At 37.6% G+C, this 21,172-nt stretch carries 23 protein-coding genes; 18 read left to right on the plus strand and 5 right to left on the minus strand.

Annotated features, from left to right (window positions below; translation table 11 throughout):
* Positions 1–16 precede the first annotated feature (16 nt).
* From CZ487_RS00650 to CZ487_RS00660, 3 genes are all read right to left on the minus strand, one after another.
* A complete protein-coding gene (locus CZ487_RS00650; RefSeq protein ID WP_077210419.1) occupies positions 17–370 on the minus strand; it encodes a hypothetical protein in 354 nt (117 codons plus the stop codon).
* 249 nt (positions 371–619) lie between these two features.
* Positions 620–1,075 carry a ribbon-helix-helix domain-containing protein gene (locus CZ487_RS00655; protein ID WP_077210420.1) on the minus strand — a complete coding sequence of 152 codons (456 nt, stop codon included), beginning with the start codon at positions 1,073–1,075 and terminating at the stop codon, positions 620–622.
* Positions 1,065–1,841 (minus strand): ParA family protein, encoded by a 777-nt coding sequence (locus CZ487_RS00660; protein ID WP_237562776.1) that lies wholly within the window; start codon positions 1,839–1,841, stop codon positions 1,065–1,067. Before CZ487_RS00660 ends, CZ487_RS00655 begins: the two co-directional genes overlap by 11 nt.
* A gap of 524 nt (positions 1,842–2,365) precedes the next feature.
* On the opposite strand from CZ487_RS00660, the gene CZ487_RS00665 reads away from it, so the two are divergent.
* Positions 2,366–2,872: a competence protein ComK gene (locus tag CZ487_RS00665; RefSeq protein WP_077210421.1), complete on the plus strand. Its 507-nt coding sequence runs from the start codon at positions 2,366–2,368 to the stop codon at positions 2,870–2,872.
* Between the two features lie 78 nt (positions 2,873–2,950).
* Here the strand turns inward: CZ487_RS00665 and CZ487_RS26450 are convergent, their stop codons facing one another.
* Positions 2,951–3,121 carry a hypothetical protein gene (locus CZ487_RS26450; protein ID WP_154676000.1) on the minus strand — a complete coding sequence of 57 codons (171 nt, stop codon included), beginning with the start codon at positions 3,119–3,121 and terminating at the stop codon, positions 2,951–2,953.
* Between the two features lie 301 nt (positions 3,122–3,422).
* Here CZ487_RS26450 and CZ487_RS00670 point away from each other — a divergent pair, with 301 nt between their 5' ends.
* From CZ487_RS00670 to CZ487_RS00690, 5 genes are all read left to right on the plus strand, one after another.
* Positions 3,423–3,647, plus strand: a complete 225-nt coding sequence (locus CZ487_RS00670; RefSeq protein ID WP_077210422.1) for a DUF1659 domain-containing protein — start codon at positions 3,423–3,425, stop codon at positions 3,645–3,647.
* Between the two features lie 42 nt (positions 3,648–3,689).
* Entirely contained in the window at positions 3,690–3,905 is a 216-nt protein-coding gene (locus CZ487_RS00675; RefSeq protein WP_077210423.1) for a DUF2922 domain-containing protein, read from the plus strand.
* A 61-nt stretch (positions 3,906–3,966) separates the two neighbouring features.
* On the plus strand, positions 3,967–4,101 hold the full coding sequence (locus CZ487_RS00680; protein WP_077210424.1) for a YvrJ family protein: 135 nt from the start codon (positions 3,967–3,969) through the stop codon (positions 4,099–4,101).
* A gap of 20 nt (positions 4,102–4,121) precedes the next feature.
* The gene (locus CZ487_RS00685) at positions 4,122–4,787 is read left to right on the plus strand and encodes an N-acetylmuramoyl-L-alanine amidase family protein (protein ID WP_077210425.1); all 666 of its coding nucleotides are present in this window, start codon (positions 4,122–4,124) and stop codon (positions 4,785–4,787) included.
* Between the two features lie 181 nt (positions 4,788–4,968).
* Positions 4,969–5,538, plus strand: coding sequence for a site-specific integrase (locus tag CZ487_RS00690; protein WP_077210426.1), 570 nt, complete (start codon positions 4,969–4,971; stop codon positions 5,536–5,538).
* An 883-nt stretch (positions 5,539–6,421) separates the two neighbouring features.
* Here the strand turns inward: CZ487_RS00690 and CZ487_RS00695 are convergent.
* Positions 6,422–7,648, minus strand: coding sequence for a sugar diacid recognition domain-containing protein (locus CZ487_RS00695; protein ID WP_077210427.1), 1,227 nt, complete (start codon positions 7,646–7,648; stop codon positions 6,422–6,424).
* A 350-nt stretch (positions 7,649–7,998) separates the two neighbouring features.
* Between CZ487_RS00695 and CZ487_RS00700 the strand changes: the two genes are divergently transcribed.
* The 12 genes from CZ487_RS00700 to CZ487_RS00755 form a co-directional block, all read left to right on the plus strand.
* Positions 7,999–9,165, plus strand: a complete 1,167-nt coding sequence (locus CZ487_RS00700) for an NAD(P)/FAD-dependent oxidoreductase (RefSeq protein ID WP_077210428.1) — start codon at positions 7,999–8,001, stop codon at positions 9,163–9,165.
* Between the two features lie 21 nt (positions 9,166–9,186).
* Positions 9,187–9,972 carry an SDR family NAD(P)-dependent oxidoreductase gene (locus CZ487_RS00705; protein WP_077210429.1) on the plus strand — a complete coding sequence of 262 codons (786 nt, stop codon included), beginning with the start codon at positions 9,187–9,189 and terminating at the stop codon, positions 9,970–9,972.
* A 75-nt stretch (positions 9,973–10,047) separates the two neighbouring features.
* On the plus strand, positions 10,048–11,484 hold the full coding sequence (gene nhaC, locus CZ487_RS00710; protein ID WP_077210430.1) for a Na+/H+ antiporter NhaC: 1,437 nt from the start codon (positions 10,048–10,050) through the stop codon (positions 11,482–11,484).
* 51 nt (positions 11,485–11,535) lie between these two features.
* Complete coding sequence (locus tag CZ487_RS00715) at positions 11,536–12,309, plus strand: LamB/YcsF family protein (RefSeq protein WP_077210431.1); 774 nt, start codon at positions 11,536–11,538, stop codon at positions 12,307–12,309.
* A 41-nt stretch (positions 12,310–12,350) separates the two neighbouring features.
* Entirely contained in the window at positions 12,351–13,085 is a 735-nt protein-coding gene (gene pxpB / locus CZ487_RS00720) for a 5-oxoprolinase subunit PxpB (protein WP_084783099.1), read from the plus strand.
* The gene (locus tag CZ487_RS00725) at positions 13,073–14,047 is read left to right on the plus strand and encodes a 5-oxoprolinase subunit C family protein (protein ID WP_077210432.1); all 975 of its coding nucleotides are present in this window, start codon (positions 13,073–13,075) and stop codon (positions 14,045–14,047) included. Before pxpB ends, CZ487_RS00725 begins: the two co-directional genes overlap by 13 nt.
* A gap of 49 nt (positions 14,048–14,096) precedes the next feature.
* Complete coding sequence (locus CZ487_RS00730) at positions 14,097–14,843, plus strand: class II aldolase/adducin family protein (protein ID WP_202617770.1); 747 nt, start codon at positions 14,097–14,099, stop codon at positions 14,841–14,843.
* 154 nt (positions 14,844–14,997) lie between these two features.
* A complete protein-coding gene (locus CZ487_RS00735; protein WP_419865699.1) occupies positions 14,998–15,180 on the plus strand; it encodes a tyrosine-type recombinase/integrase in 183 nt (60 codons plus the stop codon).
* Positions 15,181–15,908: 728 nt separating this feature from the next.
* On the plus strand, positions 15,909–16,067 hold the full coding sequence (locus CZ487_RS26455) for a hypothetical protein (RefSeq protein WP_154676001.1): 159 nt from the start codon (positions 15,909–15,911) through the stop codon (positions 16,065–16,067).
* Positions 16,068–16,561: 494 nt separating this feature from the next.
* Positions 16,562–18,367 carry a CocE/NonD family hydrolase gene (locus tag CZ487_RS00745; RefSeq protein WP_077210436.1) on the plus strand — a complete coding sequence of 602 codons (1,806 nt, stop codon included), beginning with the start codon at positions 16,562–16,564 and terminating at the stop codon, positions 18,365–18,367.
* 252 nt (positions 18,368–18,619) lie between these two features.
* The gene (locus CZ487_RS00750; RefSeq protein ID WP_077210437.1) at positions 18,620–19,348 is read left to right on the plus strand and encodes a Fic family protein; all 729 of its coding nucleotides are present in this window, start codon (positions 18,620–18,622) and stop codon (positions 19,346–19,348) included.
* 649 nt (positions 19,349–19,997) lie between these two features.
* Positions 19,998–21,172, plus strand: a 1,175-nt coding sequence (locus CZ487_RS00755) for a replication initiation protein (RefSeq protein WP_237562777.1), incomplete at its 3' end; no start/stop codon positions are given.

Raw genomic sequence — 21,172 nt, forward strand, 5'->3', positions numbered from 1 at the left:
CTTGTTTCTTTTGTATTTACTGGCAGCAAATACAAAAGAAAAGTGTACCTTGTATATTCATTTGACAGTTGGTTCCCCCCGAAGGATTGAAGGGACATCTTCCGATTACTGTTCTTATTGAAGAAAAAGAACGAGCAACAGTTGTATTATTTTCTAGTGTGATCGTAGTTACATTTCCATCTTGATCATACACATCGAATGTTGGTGTACACTCAGCACCACCACCATGAAAAGTAATCACTCCACCAGCACTTACTAAATCAGAGTCCAAATCGTACAGAATAACTTCTTGTCCATCACAAGGTCTATATGCATTACTATAAACATTAGTAACAGTAACTACTTGACAAGAATTAACCCTTGTTCCCATTTACTCACCTCCGGCATCCTTTAGTAAATTATATGAGCAACTTGTCCCTTTTGCTTGGACACCTATGATTCTAGATTCACGTTACAATCTGTTAGTCTGCTCGCACTTTTCTAGAGAAGCGAAGGAAGTTTTCCACACAAAAAAACATATGTCATTACCAACAACATTGTTATTAATGACATATGTTTTAATTTTATTGTTATCTATATAAATGTTTTTATTTTCAAGATATACATACTAAATTAGACATCAATTATTTCTCTCAATAACCCCATACTCTTCCAATAACTTTCTGATCGCTGTGTTGATCAGCTTGGATTTATCTCCTTTTGCACCTCTTGATGCAATCTTGTCGACTTCTCTGGCTAAATCAGGTTCCATGTAGAAAGAAGTGAATACCTTTTTGTTCTTCTTTCGCGTTGCCTTTTTTCCAACCGCCAGACTGCGAAGGTAATCGTCATCATCACCAACATTAACAACGTTGTCATCAATGACATATGTTACATCATCTTGGTTATTGTCATTGTTGTGGTTAACTTCAACATCAACTATATTTTCAGTCTCATTAACGTTTTCGTTGTTATCTTCAACTTCATCTTTGTTTGTTTCATTGTTGTTAACAATATCTTGATCATATGAATTAAAAAAGGCTTGTGTGGCACTTGGTTTCTTAAGTCTTTCTTTGATTTTATTTTTATCGGACACGTTCTTTTAACTCCTTTACGAATGGGATGTAGTGTTCTAGTGCTGTTTTTAACTCGGGGTTGCCATCAAATCCAGAGATGGCTAATCGTCTAGTTGATGCTTTTCTTCGGATAATCGTACTGAATTTCAAGTCCGGATAATCTTCTTCAATGGATTCTTCCATAATCTCATTTTCCTTGGCTCTCGAGTCAATTAACGAGAACAGGATTCCTGCTACGTTTAACGTCGGATTGTAACGTTCTCTGGCACCAGCGACAATTTCTAAAAACTTCGGAATCGCATAGTAAGCAAACATCGAGCCATCAAACATTACCACCGCATAGCTGCCGGCTTCCGAATGCGTGCTTAAAGGCATGACCGTCTGCTCACTCAAAGCTGGCGGTGTATCGATAATGATCCAGTCATAATCCTCCATCACCGGTTTCAGAGCCTTCTGAAGCGCATCTAATTTCAACCCTTTTTCAAACATTCTTCTAGGCAGCGTTGCGAGAAAGTCATTAGCAGGTAATAAATCTAGATTCTCTTTGATTTTGATAATATAAGGACGCGCGTCCCCATTCAAAATGGCCTCCAGGACCGTTTTCTCCTCAAACACATTGCAGATGTCATATTCTCCTGTTAAAAAACTCGTCAAGTTTCCCTGACCGTCCATATCAATCGCCAGCACCTTTTCCTCTTTGCTAAGCAGATAGGAAGTGATGCCACTGCTGGTAGACTTCGAGCAGCCTCCTTTACTGATCCCAAAAGTCACAATTTTTGCTGTCACGACGAACACCTCTTTCATCATTAAAATTGATGTTAACCATTATGTATAAGTTATCATTGTCTTAAAGGTATATAACAACATATATATTAACATATGTTTTTAAATCTTTGTTATCAACAAAGATGCTATTATCATTAATTCTATTTAGACAGTGGAAAATCCTTTTAAAATAGCGATTTTCTTTAATAATGATCCTAAAGTGTTCATTAGATGGATGGGGTTTTTTTATCAAATATAGATAAGAAAAATTTATGAACTTTTCCTAAATTGTATAAAATAATTTAAAGATTATTTATAATTAAAAAGTACATACTTTTACCTTTAAACTCTTTTTTCTCTGAAATTTCTTTTTTACATAATTATTGGAAAACCACCCAAAAGATTAGTTTTAGATCTGTTTTTGGGTCAAAACAAGCTTGTTTTTCTAAGTTTTTAGATTGATAGGAAATTCGTCAATTTGCCTTATAAGAGCTATTTTGTAGTTGATACGTTAACGCAAACCGAGATGACGGGATGGTGATTGGATGGAATGGAAGCAGATTGAAACATTCTTATCCTCAGGACAAGCATTTGTACCAGTTTATCAAGAAAATGTAGGAGATTCTGTTCAGGTATTGTTCAAAGATGGCTCAAGCGAACTTCTTGAAATGAGGTGCGAGTCGTTTCTGAATAAATTACTTTATTATTTCGGAACCAGTTTGGCTGCCAATCGAGATCGATTTGGCAAATTAGTGGGGAAGAAACAGCTCGTTCCGGTTGTGTTATCGTATGGAACGATTCTGATCCCTTTTCACGTTCGGAAGCCAATCGGCCATCAAACCCCAGTCGGCTGGGTTATTGCGAAAGAAGTCCAGGGTTTCGATCCTGAAACAAAAAATGAGACCACTGTTTACTTATCGAAACATGAAATGAAGGCGCTGCATACGGAGAAATTTTGCAAGGAACAGTTAAAAAATGCAAGATATCTCGAGCTCTGTTACGGAGAAATTCACGAACCTTATCGGAAGAGCTGGGTGTTTTCGGCAGGATAGAAACAAGCATAAAAGCATCATAAAGGACGATCCGTTTCAATGCGAAACTTTCTCGTCCTTTATTCATTTAATGGCCATTTAAAAAACAAGTGAAATAAGAAAGATAACAAATAGGATAATAGACAATAGAAACGGGACAAATTCCTGTCTTATTTCTTCCTCTCCATTTGCATCTTTAACATTTTTTCTAAATTTTTTCCAATCAAAAAATAACGAAATGATAAGCAAAATTAATATGAAAATTTTCATGTACAAGTTCCTCCTTATTCACTCTACCATAAAATCCCATTATCTTTATCACAACAAAGGCAACTTTTGCACCCCCCCGTTAATTCAAGCAAACCAAGTGAATATCTTCACAATCTCTCTCAAGTTTATTTGTATTAAATCTAGCTTTTCTATTGTTTTAAGCTGAAAAATATAATTTTGCTAGATTTATGATCTTGTACTATTAAAAATCCCCTGTTTATAACCTGTTTTCAGATTTAAAGCCCTTTTGATGGAAAAATTCGCAATCGATATAGTGAAGGTATGAAAGGAGGGGATGACCATGGCAATGGAAGAACTATTAAAAAAATCACTTGTGCTTACTTTCGAAGAAGGAGTAAATCCGGAAGATGGAAAGCCGATTATCAAACGTTATGCGTATTCAAACATTGATAAAGACGCAACAACGGAGAATCTTTTTAATGCTGCACAAGCACTTTCAAGCTTGTATCATGGCGTGGCTTACGGGTTTACGACAGTTGATACAAATGATTTAGTGAATTTTTAATGATGAAATGACTTTGAAATAAACGAAAGGAGGATGCAAGCAATGGCGAAAACATTGGAGTTGATCTTTGATGCAGAGTTCGGAATCGCAAAGGTTTCGGTTAAGAATCCGAAAGAGCCTCTTAGTGCGGCTGAAATTAAGGCCGCGATGGATCAAATTGCGTTAGCGAGTGTATTTACAACGGCTAAAGGCAGAATTGTTGCTGCGAATAGCGCTAGGGTCATCGACCGTACGACTCAAGAAATTCAATTGCCGTAATCTAGGACGGAAGGTGCGTGAGCCTTCCGTTTTCATTTACTCATGGAAGGGAGGGAGAATGATGGATTGGGTTTCTTTGATCAGCGAAGTTGGATTTCCGATGTTAGTGACCTTTTACCTCCTAAATCGGATGGAAACAAAAATCGATCAGCTGTCACAATCCATTAATGATCTGACCATATCATTAAAAGGATAAAGGAAGGGGAGGGGAGTCCTATGCTCATCGCCATTGATGCCGGCCACGGAGGCAAGGATCCAGGCGCGATTGGAAATGGATTACTAGAAAAAGAGATTACGTTGAAGTTAGCCTTAAAAACCGGGGTGTACTTGCGGACCCATTATGATTGCGACGTCATGTACACGCGGAACCGAGACGTCTTTCTTAGCCTCTCTGAGCGTGTACACATGGCCAATTTAGCCAAAGCCGATCTCTTTTGCTCGTTTCATATTAACAGCCTCAACGCCGATTCGGAAGGCTTCGAAACCTTTCGCTACCCTGGAACTACAGGGGAAACTGCTGTGCTTCAGCAACTGGTTCATTCGGAAGTTATGAAGGTGATGAACAACTTTGGCATTCCCGATCGCGGTGTGAAACAACAAGATTTAGCCGTCCTACGCGAGACCGTGATGCCAGCTCTCTTAACGGAGACAATGTTTATTTCAAATCCTGATGAGGCAAAACTTTTAAAATCAGAAACTTTCCTGGAGCAGGTCGCACAGGCGCATGCGGTGGGGCTAGCGAAAGCAGCTAGATTAAGAGATAAGGATGAGAATAGGTACTATCTTGTTACCGGCACTTTTGCGACTAAGGAGCACGCAGAGGAACAGGCACAGAGGCTAAGAGACATGTATGGCTGGCTCATTCATGTAAAAGAAAGGTAATCACTCTGCCGTTGCGGTGGAGTTTTTTTAAGATATATGTAAATCTTACAAAAGCCAGTTGTGTCAGATTTACGCTGCTATTCAAAGTCTTGAGCCTGAAGGTGTGTCAGCACTTGTTATCAACCTCACTTTTAAGGCGAAATCTTACATATTCATATTGAAACGCAGGAGGCGTCAGATCATGCAAACGGTCCAACCGATTAAAGATAAAGAAAAAATAGAGGCCATGAAGAAGATGTTGCGTGCATCCTCCCTTCGAAATGAACTTCTCTTTGTTCTAGGCATCAATACTGGTCTTCGGATCAGTGATCTCTTAGGACTAAAGGTGGCAGATGTGATGACGCCAAAAGGGATAACAGATAGGATAGAGCTGCGCGAAAAGAAAACCAATAAGAAGCGCACCGTCGCCCTTAACCAGAAGACACGCCGCCTTATTGCCCGTTATATCGAAATCGAACGGACCTCTGCGCAGCCTCGTGAGGCGTTATTCCGCAGTCAAAAAGGCGGAAGGGCGATCAGCCGTCAGCACGCTTATGAGATCTTGAATGATGCGGCTAGGAGTATCGGGATAACCGATCGTATTGGAACCCATTCGCTGCGAAAAACCTTCGGCTATTTTGCCTATCAACAAGGAATCGACCTCGCCATGATTCAAAAGCTGCTGAACCATTCCAGCCAGGCAGAAACACTGCGTTACATTGGGATTACGCAGGAACAGATGGATGAAGTGGTGTTGAGGCTGGATTTATAGCGAGATAGAAAATAAATTTTATATATCACTTTGTTAAAACACCCCATAATCTATCAAAATAAACCGTCTAACTTAATATTTCAACGTTTTCATTTAGTCTTAATATAGCGAGATGCGCGCGTAGTCATCTTGGTATTATCGCGCAGTTGGGAAAATACCATATTTACATAGAAAAATTATAAAAATAATAGATTAATTGTTTAGAATAGTACAAGTAGGGACACAATAAGAGAAACTTTCAAGGAAAAATATATCTTAATGGGTTTTATCCAAAAAGAGCGCGTTGAATTGAGACCATACATTACTCCTTTGTTTGATCATTATAAAACTCGCATTAATGAAGAGAATACAATAGCAAAAAGGCGTAGAAAAACGAGTATAGTACAACTATCATAAGGACCTCACCATTCTTTCTAAGGATGCTGTAAGGTCTTTTTATTTTGAAGGAGTTGTTAAACCCAAAAATGTTATAGATAGAAGGTTTTAGTATTTGTTATTCCTAGATTTGTCACTCTGAAAGATTCTTCAAAAAAACCATTGCTCAAGAGTAGAAGTTTTTTCGCGTAGTATCCGTTCCATCTTCTCCATAAAACTGTATAGTACTATAAGGTAATTTATATATTATAATCATTGTTAATGTATATAACATCATATATATTATTATGTATATTCAGCTGGTGTTAATATCAGTTTAAAGTACAGGTTTAATAGAGTGCGTCATTTTTGATTCAAAAAGAGTTACGACCTACAGCAAGTAATTTGAAAGTCGTAACCCTTGTAAGTAAAATCGTTGTGGGGTGAGGAAGCCCCTCCCTGTTACCGTATACGGCGCAGACTCCGAAACCGCGGACTTTATTTGAATAAGTTCTTTTAGGTAGAATTTTTAGGATTTAACTTGATCTAAAGCATTAATATTTTCATTTGATAAATTTTTAATTGTAATATAAAGCAGTAAACAATCTTCGAATTTAGCTATGTCTAAACCCGTTAATTTCTTAATTTTTTCTAGCCTATAAATCAATGAATTACGATGGATAAATAACTTACGGGCCGTTTCGCTTAAATTCATATTGTATTTACAGTACATTAAGAACGTATGCGAAAGTGTTTTAAAGCTTTCATGTTCTATAAATGAACGTAGTTTTTTATTTACTTTGTTAACAGCACCTGAAGGTATTTCACTTAATAAAATTTCTAACATCACAGTGAGGCTATTATAGTTATAAATATTATGTTCACTGTTCATCCTTTTTCCAGCTACAAGTGTTTTAAGTGCCTCTTGGTAAGATTCAATTATTCCATTTATCCCTGTATGAAGATCCCCAATTGCTACTAGAGCAGATAGCTTATATTTACTTTCTAAATGCTTGTTCAGTCTTTCTGATTTTGTTTTTATCATTTCAAAATATGATTCATCAATTTTAGTAGTAGGCACGGTCTTTAAAATGCAATAATGCTCAAAATCTAAAACTCCTATTAAATCTTCTTGATTATCTTTAAATAGATTACCAATCAGTTCTAGGATTTCGTACTGAAACTGCTGTAATGTTGGTTGTTGCATATTTCCATCATGATCTAAGGACAATGTTTTTATTTCAATAATGAAGCAAATTCGATTTAGGTTTAAATCAAATCCTAGCATATTACCGTATCTTATAACATGATTCATGTCGTGTTTACTCTTATCAAAATGCAAAATATAATGAATTAATGTGTCTAAAGAACTTGCTTCGAATGCTTTCACTTCTTTCCGTATTTCTTCATAACACACCATTTCTATATGGTTTTTAAGAAGGTGAATATAGTTTTCGGTTTCAGAATCCTCCTCAACTTTTCCAATTATACCAATAGCACCTAAGACTTCCCCATTTACGATAATGGGTGCGGCTACTCCTGGATATATGTTCGGCAATTCGACGGCATCTTCTTCACCCCAATACATTAACTTTCTTTCTTTTATCACTATAGAAAATAATTCATCAAATAAGCCAATTCGGCTGCGGTCATTAACACCAATTAAATATCCATTTTCATCCGAAATACTTACTTGATAACCGATGATTCTTGATGTATCATCAGAGACCTTTTGTGCAATTTGCTTTAATATCATTTACTACCACCTTTTCTAATCATAGTCGCGGATTTGGTTAGAATATCTAACAGTAAAAATCAAAATCCACATAAAAGCGCTTTCTTTGTTGATGAATAACTTAATATTTTTATATTAATTATACATTTTTGTGCAATTTACACTATAGACATTGTGAAAATATTTGATTTTTTTGTACATTATTGGCGTTGAAATAAAGTTTACAAATGGAATATATTTAATATACAAAAAATTCATACTGTTAACAAAATAGCCCGGGCGTTCATATTAACCTTTTGAATTATGAAAAATATGAAATAGAAATTACTAAGAAATTAATATCGTACAAACATAAGAAGGGGGATAGATATGTGAGAAATCAATACGATTTAATTATTGTTGGCGGTGGGATAATGGCTGGTAGCCTTGCCTATAACTTACTGAAAGATGGTTATACCGGGAGCATCGCTATATTTGAAAAGGACCCAACTTATGAATATTCTTCTACACCTCGAAGTGAGGGAGGAATTCGGCAAACCTTTAGCACAGAAATTAATATCAAAATGAGCCAATATAGCTACCAAGTATATAAAAACTTCGAGAATGAGATGGCCATTGATGGGGACCTCTGCCATATTGACTTCCATCAACACGGTTATTTGTATTTATTAAATGCTACCGCACTTCCAATTTTTAAAGAAATTTTAAAAATACAAGAAGCTCTTGGAGTACGGGCTGATCTCATGAATCAAAACGAAACGAAATTCTTCTTTCCTGAGCTTAATGTGGAAGATTTAGCTGGTTCTGTTTTCGATCCAGATGCAGGAAATGCAGATCCTTATTCAGTCTTACAAGGGTATATAAAAAAAATAAAAAGAATGGGTGTGTCCTTTGTCTATGAAGAAATTGACACGATCCTAACTGAACAGCAGAAGGTTACAGGAATTAAAACGAAAAACGGGGAATCCTATCGTGCACCGATAGTTGTGAACGCGGCAGGTGCTTGGTCTGGAGAACTAAGCAAAAAAATCGGTATTGAGATTCCTGTAAAACCCCTTCGACGTCAATTATTTAGTATAGATACAACGAAAAAATTTCAAAATACGATTCCTTTTACGTTTGACCCTACAGGGCTTCACTTTCGTGGAGAGGGCTCAAAAATTGTAGTTGGATGGGCGAAAGACGTTCCATTCGGATATGATTTCAAACTAGAAAAATCCTTTTTTGAGGAGGAAATTTGGCCAGTTCTAGCCGAGAGGTGTTCGAACTTTGAACAATTAAAGCTAGAACGCGGTTGGGCGGGGCTGTATGATTATAATCCTGTCGATCATAATGCCATAATTGGCGGCCATCCTTTAATGAAAGGATATTATATTATTTCGGGGTTTAGTGGACATGGATTCCAACATGCTCCAGCCGCAGGAAAAGGACTTTCCGAATTAATTCGTCTAGGAAAATTCGAAACTATTGATTTGTCACCGTTATCGGTTGAGAGGTTTGCTACCAATAAACTCGTTTTGGAAACTGCTGTTTATTAATCAAAAAATGGAGGAGTTAAGATGAGATTAAAAGGAAAAGTAACGATCATTACAGGTGGAAGCCAAGGGATTGGTGAAGCTACAGCAAAAAAACTCGGTGAACATGGTTCAAAAATTGTAATCGCAGATATTAACGAAGAAATCGGAGTGAAAACTGTAGATGCTTTACAAGAACAAGATATCGATGCCATTTTTGTTAAGACAGACGTAAGCAATGAACAAGATGTGAAAGACTTGATTCAAGCGACTGAATCCCATTTCGGAGGGCTGGACGCACTCGTCAATAATGCAGCCGCGACCCTTCGGAAATCTGCAAAGGACACGTCATTAGAAGAGTGGATGAAAGTCTTAAATGTTAACTTAACAGGTACGTTTCTTTGCTCCAAGTATGCCATTTCAGCAATGGAAAAACGTGGAGGGGGCGCGATTGTGAATATGGCTTCTTGGCATGCCTATCGAACGATTACTAGATTTGCTGCCTACGCTGCATCGAAGGGTGGTATGACAGCCTTGACAAGACAAATGGCTTTAGATTGTGGCCCTCTTAATATTCGTGTGAATGCCGTATGTCCAAGTACAGTGGATACTCCCATGTTATATGAATCCTTTAAAAGTTTACCAGATCCAGAGGAAGCCCTAAGTCAGTCGTTAGCGTATCAGCCCCTTGGTAGAATAGCAACGGGAGAGGACATTGCGAATGCTTGTTTATTCCTCATCTCAGATGAATCAAGTTATATTAGTGGTCACTCATTAATGGTTGATGGGGGAACTTACAACAAAGTCGCGCGCCCATTAATGTTTGATTAACATATCATTTAGAATTCGAGAATTGTATAAAAACCTTACTCTTGTAAGGAAATATATAAAGATAGGAGATGTAAAATGGAGGTTAATCAAATTCGACAACCTAAATTATCGGAAATTTCCACTGTACTTGTATTGTTTCTAGTCATCATGTACTTTACTCTCGCTGTCTTTAGTCTTCCTATTCAATTGTCCCTATTGGCATCATGGTTTTTAATCATAATTCTCGGATTACGTTTAGGACATTCGTACAATAATTTACAATCATCGATAGCGACTGGAATCCACACTGGATTAGAAGCCATTCTCGTCATTATTTTTGTAGGGGCTTTAATTGGTTCATGGATTGCAGGAGGAATTGTTCCAACCCTTATAACGTATGGATTACAGATTATTCACCCTAGTATATTTCTTTTAGCTACACTCTTAATTTGTGCGATTACCTCAGTTGCGACAGGGACTTCCTGGGGAACAGCTGGAACAGCTGGTATCGCCATGATGGGGATTGGTGAGAGCTTTGGATTGCCTTTGCCACTCGTTGCTGGTGCGGTCATATCGGGAGCATATTTTGGGGATAAACTGTCACCTCTTTCCGATTCAACGGTCTTAACAGCTTCTCTAGCAAGAGTAGAAATCATTGCTCACGTCCGATCTATGCTATTAATCAGCCTGCCAGCTCTTATCATTTCCGGGGTCCTCTTTTTGATAACCGGTTTTTTCTATAACCGCAACGGAAGTGATATGAACATTGTACAAGAAAATATCAACGCACTGAATGCTAATTTTAATATTGGTTGGTACATGCTAATTCCAATGTTAACAGTTATTTTCATGCTAGCTAAAAAGATCCCTACGATTCCTACTCTCGCATTCGGCTCTATCCTCGGGGTCCTTTGGGCATCCCTCTTTCAAGGAATGGATGTGATTCAGGCAATAGGTACTTTGTACAGTGGGTTTAGTATCGAATCCGGAATTCCCTTTGTTGATACGTTATTTAATCGTGGAGGCATTGAATCGATGTTGGGCGTTATTAGCATCATGATCTTAGCCTTAGGGTTTGGGGGGTTAATGGATTATGTGGGAGTCTTGGATACCCTTAGAGATAGGCTAGCAAAATTTATTACCGGTTCAGGAAGTCTAACTGCCGCCACCATCTTTTCAGCCTTTTTGGGTAATGTCTTTGGAAGTGCTGGATACGTTTCTTTAATTACAGGTGCTAAGATGACTGAAAAAAATTATGAAAAGTTAAATATAGACCGACGTGTTTTATCTAGAAATATGGAGAGTGGGGGGATCTTGACCGGACCGATGGTCGGATGGTCAGATAATGGGATTTATATGGCGACTGTACTAGGCGTAGCTACTATGTCGTACCTTCCATTTTTATGGCTTAACTTTATTGGGATTGCGATTGCATTGTTTTATGGATTCACTGGCAAATTCATATGGTATACCAATGAAGATGTGACGGCTGAGGAAGCAAATAACACCGATGGTAAGTCAGTGAATCTATAAAAAATTTTTCTATTCATGAATTTACACATTCACTTTTGGAGGTCAAATATAATGGGGCTAAAAATTGATTTGAACTGCGATATGGGCGAAGGCTTTGGTCCTTATAAATTAGGAATGGATGAAGAAATCATTAAATTGGTTTCTTCAGCAAACATTGCATGCGGATTTCACGCGGGTGACCCAAACATTATGGATCAAACCGTGGCTATGGCTAAAGAAAATAATGTAGGAATTGGTGTCCATGTCGGATTTCCAGATCGTTTAGGGTTTGGTAGGAGAGATATAGATGTATCCCGAGAAGATTTAATGAATTATATCATCTATCAAATCGGGGCATTGGACGCCTTTTGTAAGAAACACAAGGTTCGCATTCAACATGTAAAGGCTCACGGCAGTATGGGGAACATGTCATTTGTTAATCGAATGATTGCTGATGCGATTGTGGACTCTGTTCAATTGGTGATTCCAGAAGCCAAACTTTATGTCTTACCAGGAACTGAGATTCATAAGGCAGCAGAAGAAAAAGGTTTATCCTATGTGTTAGAAGTTTTTGCGGATCGCGCTTATAACAAGGATGCCACGCTTGTTTCTAGAAAAATACCTGGCGCTGTTATCAAAGATCCAAAAGAAGCTGCCGAAAATGTATTAAGAATGATTTTAGATGGGAAAGCAAAAACCCTTGATGGAGAATTTATTGACATTCAAGCAGACAGTGTATGTGTTCATGGTGATACGCAAGGGGCACTCGAAATTGTGCACTATATAAAAAAGAGAATTGAAGAAAAGGGAATTAAAATTGCTCCTGTTGGTCAGTGGCATCAGTAAATTTTCATCTTGACTCCTCCACAAAGAAAGGGTGAACGGTCGTGGAGTCTCAAACTATAAATATTTCTCCTACCTTTACTACAATGGGTGACCAGGCTGTGGTGATCCAGTTTGAAAAGAACATCTCGATTGAAACGAATAAGAAGGTTCAAACTCTCTCACGTTTAATCGAAGAAAGTCAGATACCAGGGGTCATCCAGTTGATTCCAGCCTTTAATAACCTTACAGTTTGCTATGATCCTATGGTTATAGGGTATGTTGAATTATTGGAGGAACTCAAACAAATAGAAGGAAATATTTCTAAACAGGTTCCTTTAAATAGTAAAACTCTTTATGTCCCAGTCGCATTTGGAGGAGAGTACGGTCCTGATTTAGAAGAAATCGCCAATCATGCGGGGGTGAGTGTAGATGAAGTCCTATCCATTCTCCAATCCAAACCGTATTACGTATATATGATTGGCTTCATCGCTGGCTATCCATATGGTGGGGATATTGATCCTAGATTATCCCTTCCTAGGCGGACCAATCCCCGCATTAGGGTTAGAAAAGGGACGATCCAAATAGTCAATAACTTAACGGGGATATTTACGATGGATGCCCCTTCTGGGTGGCATTTAGTTGGCTGGACACCAATGGAAATGTTTAACCCTTATGCAGAACCGCCAAGTATGCTTCAAGCTGGAGATTTTATTCAATATGTTGCGATTAGTAAAGAAGAAGCCGAATTGTGGGGGCAAGAACAGCAAAGAGAGTGGGATTTGAAATGGAATTCGTAAAAGTAATGAAACCAGGATTATTAACGACTGTTCAAGATTTAGGCCGTCCTGAATATCGTACTTTTGGAGTATCTACATCCGGAGCCATGGATAAATTATCATTACAACTGGCCAATATTCTTGTTGGAAATAGAGAAAGCGCAGCTGCATTGGAAGCCACGCTTATTGGACCGCATCTCTTGTTTCAAAGAGAAGGGGTGATCGCCATAACAGGTGGTAATTTAAATCCTTCTATTAATAACCAATCCATCCCAATGTGGAAAGCGATTCGTGTAGAAAAAGGAGATACATTAACCTTTGGTCCATGTGTAGATGGATGCCGTGCCTATATTGCCTTTGCCGGAGGAATTGATACTCCTAAAGTTATGGGGAGCCGATCTACCTATGTTCGTGGTAATTACGGGGGCATTGAGGGCAGAGGTCTTAAATCTGGCGATGATCTTCAAGTAGGGGAGTCAGTCTTCCATGTTAATAGTTTAAATGGAAGAAGACTACGTCCCAATGATATTCCGGATTTTAAGTCATCTCGTTCTGTTCGGTTTATTCTTGGACCACATCATGAAGAATTCACACCAAAATCATTCGAAGCATTTTTGAACGAACCCTATACATTGACCAATGATTCTGATCGAATGGGCTATCGCCTTCAAGGACCTCATTTGCAACATATCAATGGTCCGGATATCATTTCAGATTTTATTTCAGCTGGTACGATTCAGGTTCCGGGAAGTGGCCAGCCTATTATTCATATGGCTGATTGTGGAACATCTGGAGGTTATACAAAAATGGGGGTTATTATTTCAGCTGATATGCCCTATATCGCTCAAAAAAAACCCGGGGAGCAAATCGTTTTTCAACCAATCACTATCGAAGAAGCTCACCGTCTCTTAAGAAATCAAGAAATGTTACTTTCCGAATTAAGCTTGATTAATAGAATAAAAGCAAAACGCCAAGCGATTTAATCGTTTTTCATGGAGATTCCCATTATTTTAATTGAAGGAGTGTTTAATAGTGAAAACAGTAGATGAGATCCAAACGCTTGAACAAGAGCGCCAATCCCGTAAAGAAAAATTAGCAGGTTCGTTTCGTCTTTTCTCCCTATTTGGTTTTGATGAAGGGAATGCCGGACACATCACGGTAAAAGACCCTATTCGAGAGGATTGTTTTTGGGTTAATCCATACAATATGCATTTTAGTCAAATCAAAGTGTCTGATCTTGTAATGGTCAATCATGAAGGAGAAGTGGTCGAAGGTCATAGGGAAGTAAACAAAGCTGGTTTTACGATTCATTCCCAACTTCATAAGGCACGCCCAGATGTTGTTGCAGCTGCCCATGCGCACTCTGTATATGGGAAAGCCTGGTCCACTCTCGGAAGATATCTGGACCCAATTAATCAAGAAGCTTGTGCCTTTTATAAAGATCATGGCTTATATAGTGACTATACGGGAGTTGTTCACCAGCTGGATGAAGGGCAGAGAATAGCAAAAGCTCTTGGACAACATAAAGCATGTATTCTACAAAATCATGGTTTACTTACTGTGGGTGGTTCTATAGAAGAAGCTGTTTGGTGGTTTGTTAATATGGAACGGTCCTGCCAGGTGCAGATAATCGCAGAATCCGCAGGGAAACCCGTCTTAATTTCTGAGGAACATGCGATGCATACTGCAGCTCAAGTTGGATCACCTGACGAGGCAAAACGTTGCTTCACTCCTTTATGGGAAAGAATTGTAAATCAGCAACCTGACTTTTTTAATTAAACAAGCAAGTAAATTCACAGATCATCATTTTTTCTCCTTTGCGATCCGGACCAGGTACATCCTGGTCTAGTTTTTATCATAAATAATCACTACTAATCTTTCATCCTGTTTCTTGTGATCATAGCTCCTTTGCTGTAGGGGTAAGAGCATCGGGATAACCGACCGAATCGGAACTCATTCGCTGCGAAAAACCTTCGGCTATTTTGCCTATCAACAAGGAATCGACCTCGCCATGATCCAAAAGCTGCTAAACCATTCCAGCCAGGCGGAAACACTGCGTTACATTGGGATTACGCAAGAACAGATGGATGAAGTGGTGTTGAGGCTGGATTTATAGGGACATCTTAAGATTTAGTGTTGTTTTCCAAACCAATATAAAGCATTGTTATTGATAACAACAACATATATGTCATAAATAACAATGTTGTTACCATTGATTTTAATAAAATAGAGAATTCATGCCAATACCATAAAACCTCCGTATCAATATTACATCCCTGAGCAGCAATTCCATACTGCATCCTTTCGACCAGAGCGTTTACAGGAGCATCGGATTTCGGAGTGACGCCAACAATCGGGGTAACTATCCAAATATACATATTCACCTAAGGCGGCCTTATTAAACGCCTCATACAGCGATCGTACGGCATCAAAATTGACATATAGACCTGAAGGATAAATAAAGTGATACATGACCTTAGAACAGCCTCTGATAAACTCTGAGTCTACCGGATAGGTAGTATAGGTCTCCAACGTTCTCCCTCACGCATACAAGCAATTCTGAGGTCGTCAGGGTAGTCTTTCGAGATAAGCATGCCATTCATTTCCTTTACGATGATAACGCGTCAACGTGTCGAAATATGATGAACGTTTTTTCTTTAAATTGTAAGCGTTTTCAAATATAATGAACTTAGGCGGATGGCACGCGTGGCTGTCACGGTATCTTGCGTAGGCGGGGCAAATACCAAATAGAAAAATAGAAAAAAATAATAAATAAATAGTTTAAAATTGTACAAGCTTGGAAAGAATGATAACAACAAGGGAGAACACGAGGAGGATTAAGGTATGGAGCAGAGAACGCAATCATTAACTGATTTTATCCAACAGGAACAGTTCGAGTTAACAAAATATGTAACCCATTTATTTGATTATTATAAAATTGGATGTTATGAAGATCACACAATTAAAGAAAGCTACCAATATATAAAATTAGGGCAAGTCTAATGAAAAACCTTACCATTCTAGTTTGGGAATGCTGTAAGGTTTTTTTGTTATCCAAATAAGCTAATTCAACTTACGCTTCTTCTATAAAGGTACCCCAACCCCCGATAAACTATCAATGATTTTGAATTTCGACCAGACTTGCTTAACAAACAATATCCTGAAATTATAGCTAGTACTCTTTAAAAAATATATTTTAATAAAATGATTATTCAATTTAGAAAAACAGCAAAATAGAGGTCTTTAGTACTGTGCAGAGAAACCCATCATACTAAATACACATAAAATGATTGGTTCAAAATAGTTAAATTTCTGTAATTGACCATAAACGTTTTGTAACGAACTAAAAAGCACTATATAATGTCGGTGTATTTTTGAATATTTAAAATATTCTATTTGTATTTTAATAGACTAAACCCTATTAAATACTATGTCACACTTTTAAATACTCCGCAGTTCTGCGTAGTAGATAAAAAACTTTTTAGGGGGGTTGCTTTTTGGGCTTGAAAAAGAACAGTTTATTTGTACTCATTTTATCTCTCATCATGACTTTGACACTCATTCCTACATCATTTACAGCTGCAACGAATGAGGAGACAGACATTATTATCGAAGACCATTATGTTGAAATGGAGGATGAAGTAAAACTCGCTACTAGAGTGTATCGTCCAAATGATAATCGACAGTATCCAATTTTATTAGCGAGAACACCTTATAACAGTGGGGCTTTCAATAACCCGTCTGGAGGAGATTACCGAGAAGTTGGGGAAAGATTTGCAAAGAAAGGCTACGTTGTGGTTGTCCAAGATGTTAGGGGATTATTTAACTCCGAAGGGATCTATCAACCTTATATCGATGATGCTAAAGATGGTTATGATACGATGCTCTGGCTACATAAACAACCTTGGAGCAACGGAAAGATAGGACTTTTTGGAGCTTCTGCTAGAGGGGCGACTGCGACTATTCTGGCTACACAAAATCCTCCAGGTCTAGAAGCCATGTACGTGGAAATTACGTCATCACAATATTACGAAGAAACCTTATTTCAAGGTGGAGCATATCGTCATGAATTAATTACACGTTGGTTAACAGGAGTGAACGTCTCTTATTCTAAAAATCTACTCGACCAAGGAGAAATTGACGAAGAGACTTATCAAGAAATTGAAGACGTTGCGAAAGAATTTCCTAATATGTATTGGCATACACCAATTAAGTCTTTCCCTTATTTAGATCAAGTATCAACGTTTAACGATATATTCTTACACGATACGAAGGATGGTCACTTCAATTACCGTGATATTAGCCTGCATTTTTCTGATATGACTGTACCAACATATCACGTCGGCGGCTGGTATGACATTTATGCAGAAGGTACCATGAAAAACTACTTGGGCCTACAACACAAAGGTGGAAAAGGAGCAAAAGGAAATCAAAAACTCCTAATGGGGCCATGGCAGCATCGTGATATTGGAAATAGCCCTCTTTTTGAAGGGGACGAGATCGATTTAAAAGGCGAGATGGAGCGTTGGTTCGATTATTGGCTAAAAGGAATCGATAATGGAATTATGGATGAAGAGCCTATCAAATACTACACAATGGGCGACAATGAATGGAAAACCGCCACAAAGTGGCCTGTTCAAAGCTCAACGAAGCAGAAGTGGTATTTTAACGAAGAAAAAAGTGGGAGCGCTGATTCCCTAAACGATGGAGGATTATCAAAAAAAGTATCTCGGACTAAAGAAGCGCACGAGTATGCTTATGATCCAGCAAAACCAAATATCACAATCGGCGGTCAAAATCTTTATGATTCATATGGAGTTGGGCCGATGGATCAACGACCTGCAGAGGAAAACTCATTAACGTACACATCTGATGTTTTAGAAGAGGAAGTTGAAATTACAGGAAAAATAACCGCCACTTTGTATGTGTCCTCTGACGCAAAAGACACTGACTTTGCCGTAAAACTAACCGATGTCGCACCTGATGGAACCTCTACATTATTAAACGATGGTATCCTAAGAATGAGATTTCGTGATGGACTAGACAAAGAGGTATTTATGAAAGATGGAGAAGTCTATAAAATTGAGGTGAACTTAAACGATACTAGTCATGTCTTTAAAGAAGGACATAGAATAAGAGTATCCGTTTCAAGCAGCAATTTCCCGAGATTTGATCGAAATCCTAACACCGGAAACCCATTCGGTGTAGATTCCGAGGATGATTTTGTCATTGCTAACAACACCGTTCATCTTAGCCCTAAATATTCATCCCATATTAGTTTACCAGTTGTAAAGAATAGATAAAAATTCCCCCTTGGAACAAGTAATGTACCTGTTTCAAGGGGGTTTTTGTAGAAAGGCATATTAAATATCTTAATAATATAGAGTAAAAATATCTCACTGAGGCATGGATAAATACCGAATAAATAGCAAAAATCATAATTACATAGCTTAAAATAATACAAGCTTGGAAAAAATAATAACGTGTAGAATTTTTATGTTATCGTGTAAAATATTATAATAAACAGCTGGTTAGTTAAAGTGAGGTGAACCATCATATTTGAAGTCATTAATGAGAAGAAGGCTAAATTAGATGCTGCTCGTCCGTTACCAATGTATACACTAAAGAGCTTACGTGAAAAGTTGTTGCTTGAATGGACCTATAATACCAACGCAATTGAAGGAAATACCCTGACAATGAACGAAACGAAGGTCGTTCTAGAGGGAATTACCGTTGGTGGAAAAACAATGCGCGAACATTTAGAAGTAATCAACCACCGTGATGCCATTTCTTATGTAGAAGAATTGGTCCAAAAGAAAGAATCTTTATCAGAGTGGCAAATAAAAAATTTGCATCGTTTGGTTTTAAAAGGGATTGATGATCAACATGCAGGAGTCTATCGTACGGAACAGGTTTTTATTGCAGGTGCAAAGCATACTCCTCCAGCGCATTATTTGATACAGGAGCAAATGGAACAGATGCTGAAGTGGTATCATCAAAAAGGGATCACACTCCATCCTGTGACGAGGGGTGCCATGTTACACGCCATCTTTGTTGGTATTCACCCATTTGTAGATGGAAATGGTCGAACGTCCAGACTTCTTTTAAACCTGGAATTGATGAAAGATGGTTTTCCCCCCGTCATCATTAAAGTCGAGAATCGTTTAGCCTATTATGAATCTCTTGATAAGGCCCATACAACTGATGATTATCAAGATTTCATCGCACTAGTTGAACGTGAGGTAGAGGATTCTTTAGATTTATATATAAGTGCCATACAGTAACCAGCATCTCATTGAGGTGCTTTTTCTTTTAAAAAGAATTTTCAATACTAATTATTTTTAAAATTATAAATACCACAACAGCATGTTTTGTTGTTTTACATATTGTTTTAATATGTTTTAACATGTTTTATATGTTTTCCGAGTTAAAAAACACAGATATACCAAGGGTTCAAAGGGGTTATCTATCACTAATTTTGCGCGAACTATCACCTTTTTTGCGTTAAGTATCACTTATCTTGCGTGAACTATCACTAATTTTGCGTTTAAATATCACTTTTTTTGCGCTAAATATCACCGATTTTGCGCGACCATCACTAATTTTGCGTCAACTATCACCTTTTTTGCGTTATAAGTATCACTAATTTTGCGTCCTTTTTTGTTAGGTGATATGGGAAACATTTGTAAATGTTTCTCATAACCTGTCAAATTATGGAGGAAATAGTTTGCAATATAGAACAATTGAAAATATTCTACCAAGATCCTTTTTTGCAGTTTAATTAACTATCACTTTTTTTGCGTCTAACTATCACCAATTTTGCGCAGATTTCCACGATTATTAGAATTTTTACCATCTTTAAGAATTTCTTATTTAAATGACTATCACCCCTATGATAGATTAGTGATAGAATCGTTTGCGATAGGAGAGGGTATGATGGATCGGCCAATAATCATGAAGCAGGATGAACTAGAAAGCATTGATTTGAAAAACTGGGTGACTAAATCAAATGAACTTATTGAGAGTACCTATAAACTAACCCTCCAGGAACAAAGGATTCTTTTAGTATTGGCTTCGAAAGTACAAGTGCATGATGACATCCTGAAATCTTATCGCTTTCGAGCAAAGGACTTTATCGAAATCATTGGAAATAAAACAGGAACGGGTTTTTATTCTTATCTAAAAGAAACCGTACTAGGCCTTCAAAAAAAGGTATTAACCATTCGAAAAGATGGCAAAGAAAGAAATTTAAACTGGGTAATCACCTCAGAGTATGAAGATAAAGAAGGATATATTATTTTGCAATTTCATCCCTCTTTGAAAGATTTCTTTTTAGAATTAAAGGAAAAATTCACAAGCTACCAGCTAGAGAATGTCGTCCGCCTAAACTCCGTCTATTCTATTCGCTTTTATGAGCTGTTGAAACAGTACGAGAAGCTGAAAAAAAGAAAATTTTCAATTCAGGATTTAAAATCTATTCTAGGAATTGAACAGACCAAATATAAACAATATGGCCACTTTAAAGACAAGGTGATTAAAGTAGCTCAAAATGAAATATCTGAAAAAACCGATATTAGTTTTTCATTCGAGGAGATCAAAAAAGGGCGAAAAGTGGTTGAAATACTATTTCACATAGAAAACAAGCATAAACCTGTAGATGCTGTTTTATTAGATCAGGGCAAGGGCGATATAGATTCACCAGAAAAGGAACTTCGATATCGCCTGAAACAGTTGGAAGTGCACCAGGATAAGATCAATTACCTCCTTCAAAATGTAGATGTTAAGCAAATTGAGAGAAATGTAGCTTATTGCGAGCAAAGAACAAACACGGTCACTTCGATTGGTGGGTTTACATACAAAGCAATCACTTTAGATTACGCGCTATCTCAGTCTACTGCAGCAACAAATAATCAAGGTGCAGGACTAGACGAAAATGAAGATCTATTATTCTATTTGTCATCCTATTGGAGAAAATCAAAAGAAAAACCGCCATTTTGGTTTGTAGATGAGGAATCGATTAATGAGATTCAAAAGCTCAGGAAGTTAGATCCAGAGCAGGCAAAACAAAGATATGAGAGGATCAAAAGTGAATTATATAAAGCCCTTGA

The sequence above is a fragment of the Robertmurraya dakarensis genome (assembly GCF_900156875.1).
In the GTDB taxonomy this organism is placed as follows: Bacteria; Bacillota; Bacilli; order Bacillales; family Cytobacillaceae; genus Robertmurraya; species Robertmurraya dakarensis.

What these genes read in the sequence shown, in the direction of transcription:
- CZ487_RS00650 (WP_077210419.1), bottom strand. Translation starts at nt 370, where the DNA reads ATGGGAACAAGGGTTAATTCTTGTCAAGTAGTTACTGTTACTAATGTT.
- CZ487_RS00665 (WP_077210421.1), top strand. Translation starts at nt 2,366, where the DNA reads ATGGAATGGAAGCAGATTGAAACATTCTTATCCTCAGGACAAGCATTT.
- CZ487_RS26450 (WP_154676000.1), bottom strand. Translation starts at nt 3,121, where the DNA reads ATGAAAATTTTCATATTAATTTTGCTTATCATTTCGTTATTTTTTGAT.
- CZ487_RS00670 (WP_077210422.1), top strand. Translation starts at nt 3,423, where the DNA reads ATGGCAATGGAAGAACTATTAAAAAAATCACTTGTGCTTACTTTCGAA.
- CZ487_RS00675 (WP_077210423.1), top strand. Translation starts at nt 3,690, where the DNA reads ATGGCGAAAACATTGGAGTTGATCTTTGATGCAGAGTTCGGAATCGCA.
- CZ487_RS00680 (WP_077210424.1), top strand. Translation starts at nt 3,967, where the DNA reads ATGGATTGGGTTTCTTTGATCAGCGAAGTTGGATTTCCGATGTTAGTG.
- CZ487_RS00685 (WP_077210425.1), top strand. Translation starts at nt 4,122, where the DNA reads ATGCTCATCGCCATTGATGCCGGCCACGGAGGCAAGGATCCAGGCGCG.
- CZ487_RS00690 (WP_077210426.1), top strand. Translation starts at nt 4,969, where the DNA reads ATGCAAACGGTCCAACCGATTAAAGATAAAGAAAAAATAGAGGCCATG.
- CZ487_RS00695 (WP_077210427.1), bottom strand. Translation starts at nt 7,648, where the DNA reads ATGATATTAAAGCAAATTGCACAAAAGGTCTCTGATGATACATCAAGA.
- CZ487_RS00705 (WP_077210429.1), top strand. Translation starts at nt 9,187, where the DNA reads ATGAGATTAAAAGGAAAAGTAACGATCATTACAGGTGGAAGCCAAGGG.
- nhaC (WP_077210430.1), top strand. Translation starts at nt 10,048, where the DNA reads ATGGAGGTTAATCAAATTCGACAACCTAAATTATCGGAAATTTCCACT.
- CZ487_RS00715 (WP_077210431.1), top strand. Translation starts at nt 11,536, where the DNA reads ATGGGGCTAAAAATTGATTTGAACTGCGATATGGGCGAAGGCTTTGGT.
- CZ487_RS00725 (WP_077210432.1), top strand. Translation starts at nt 13,073, where the DNA reads ATGGAATTCGTAAAAGTAATGAAACCAGGATTATTAACGACTGTTCAA.
- CZ487_RS26455 (WP_154676001.1), top strand. Translation starts at nt 15,909, where the DNA reads ATGGAGCAGAGAACGCAATCATTAACTGATTTTATCCAACAGGAACAG.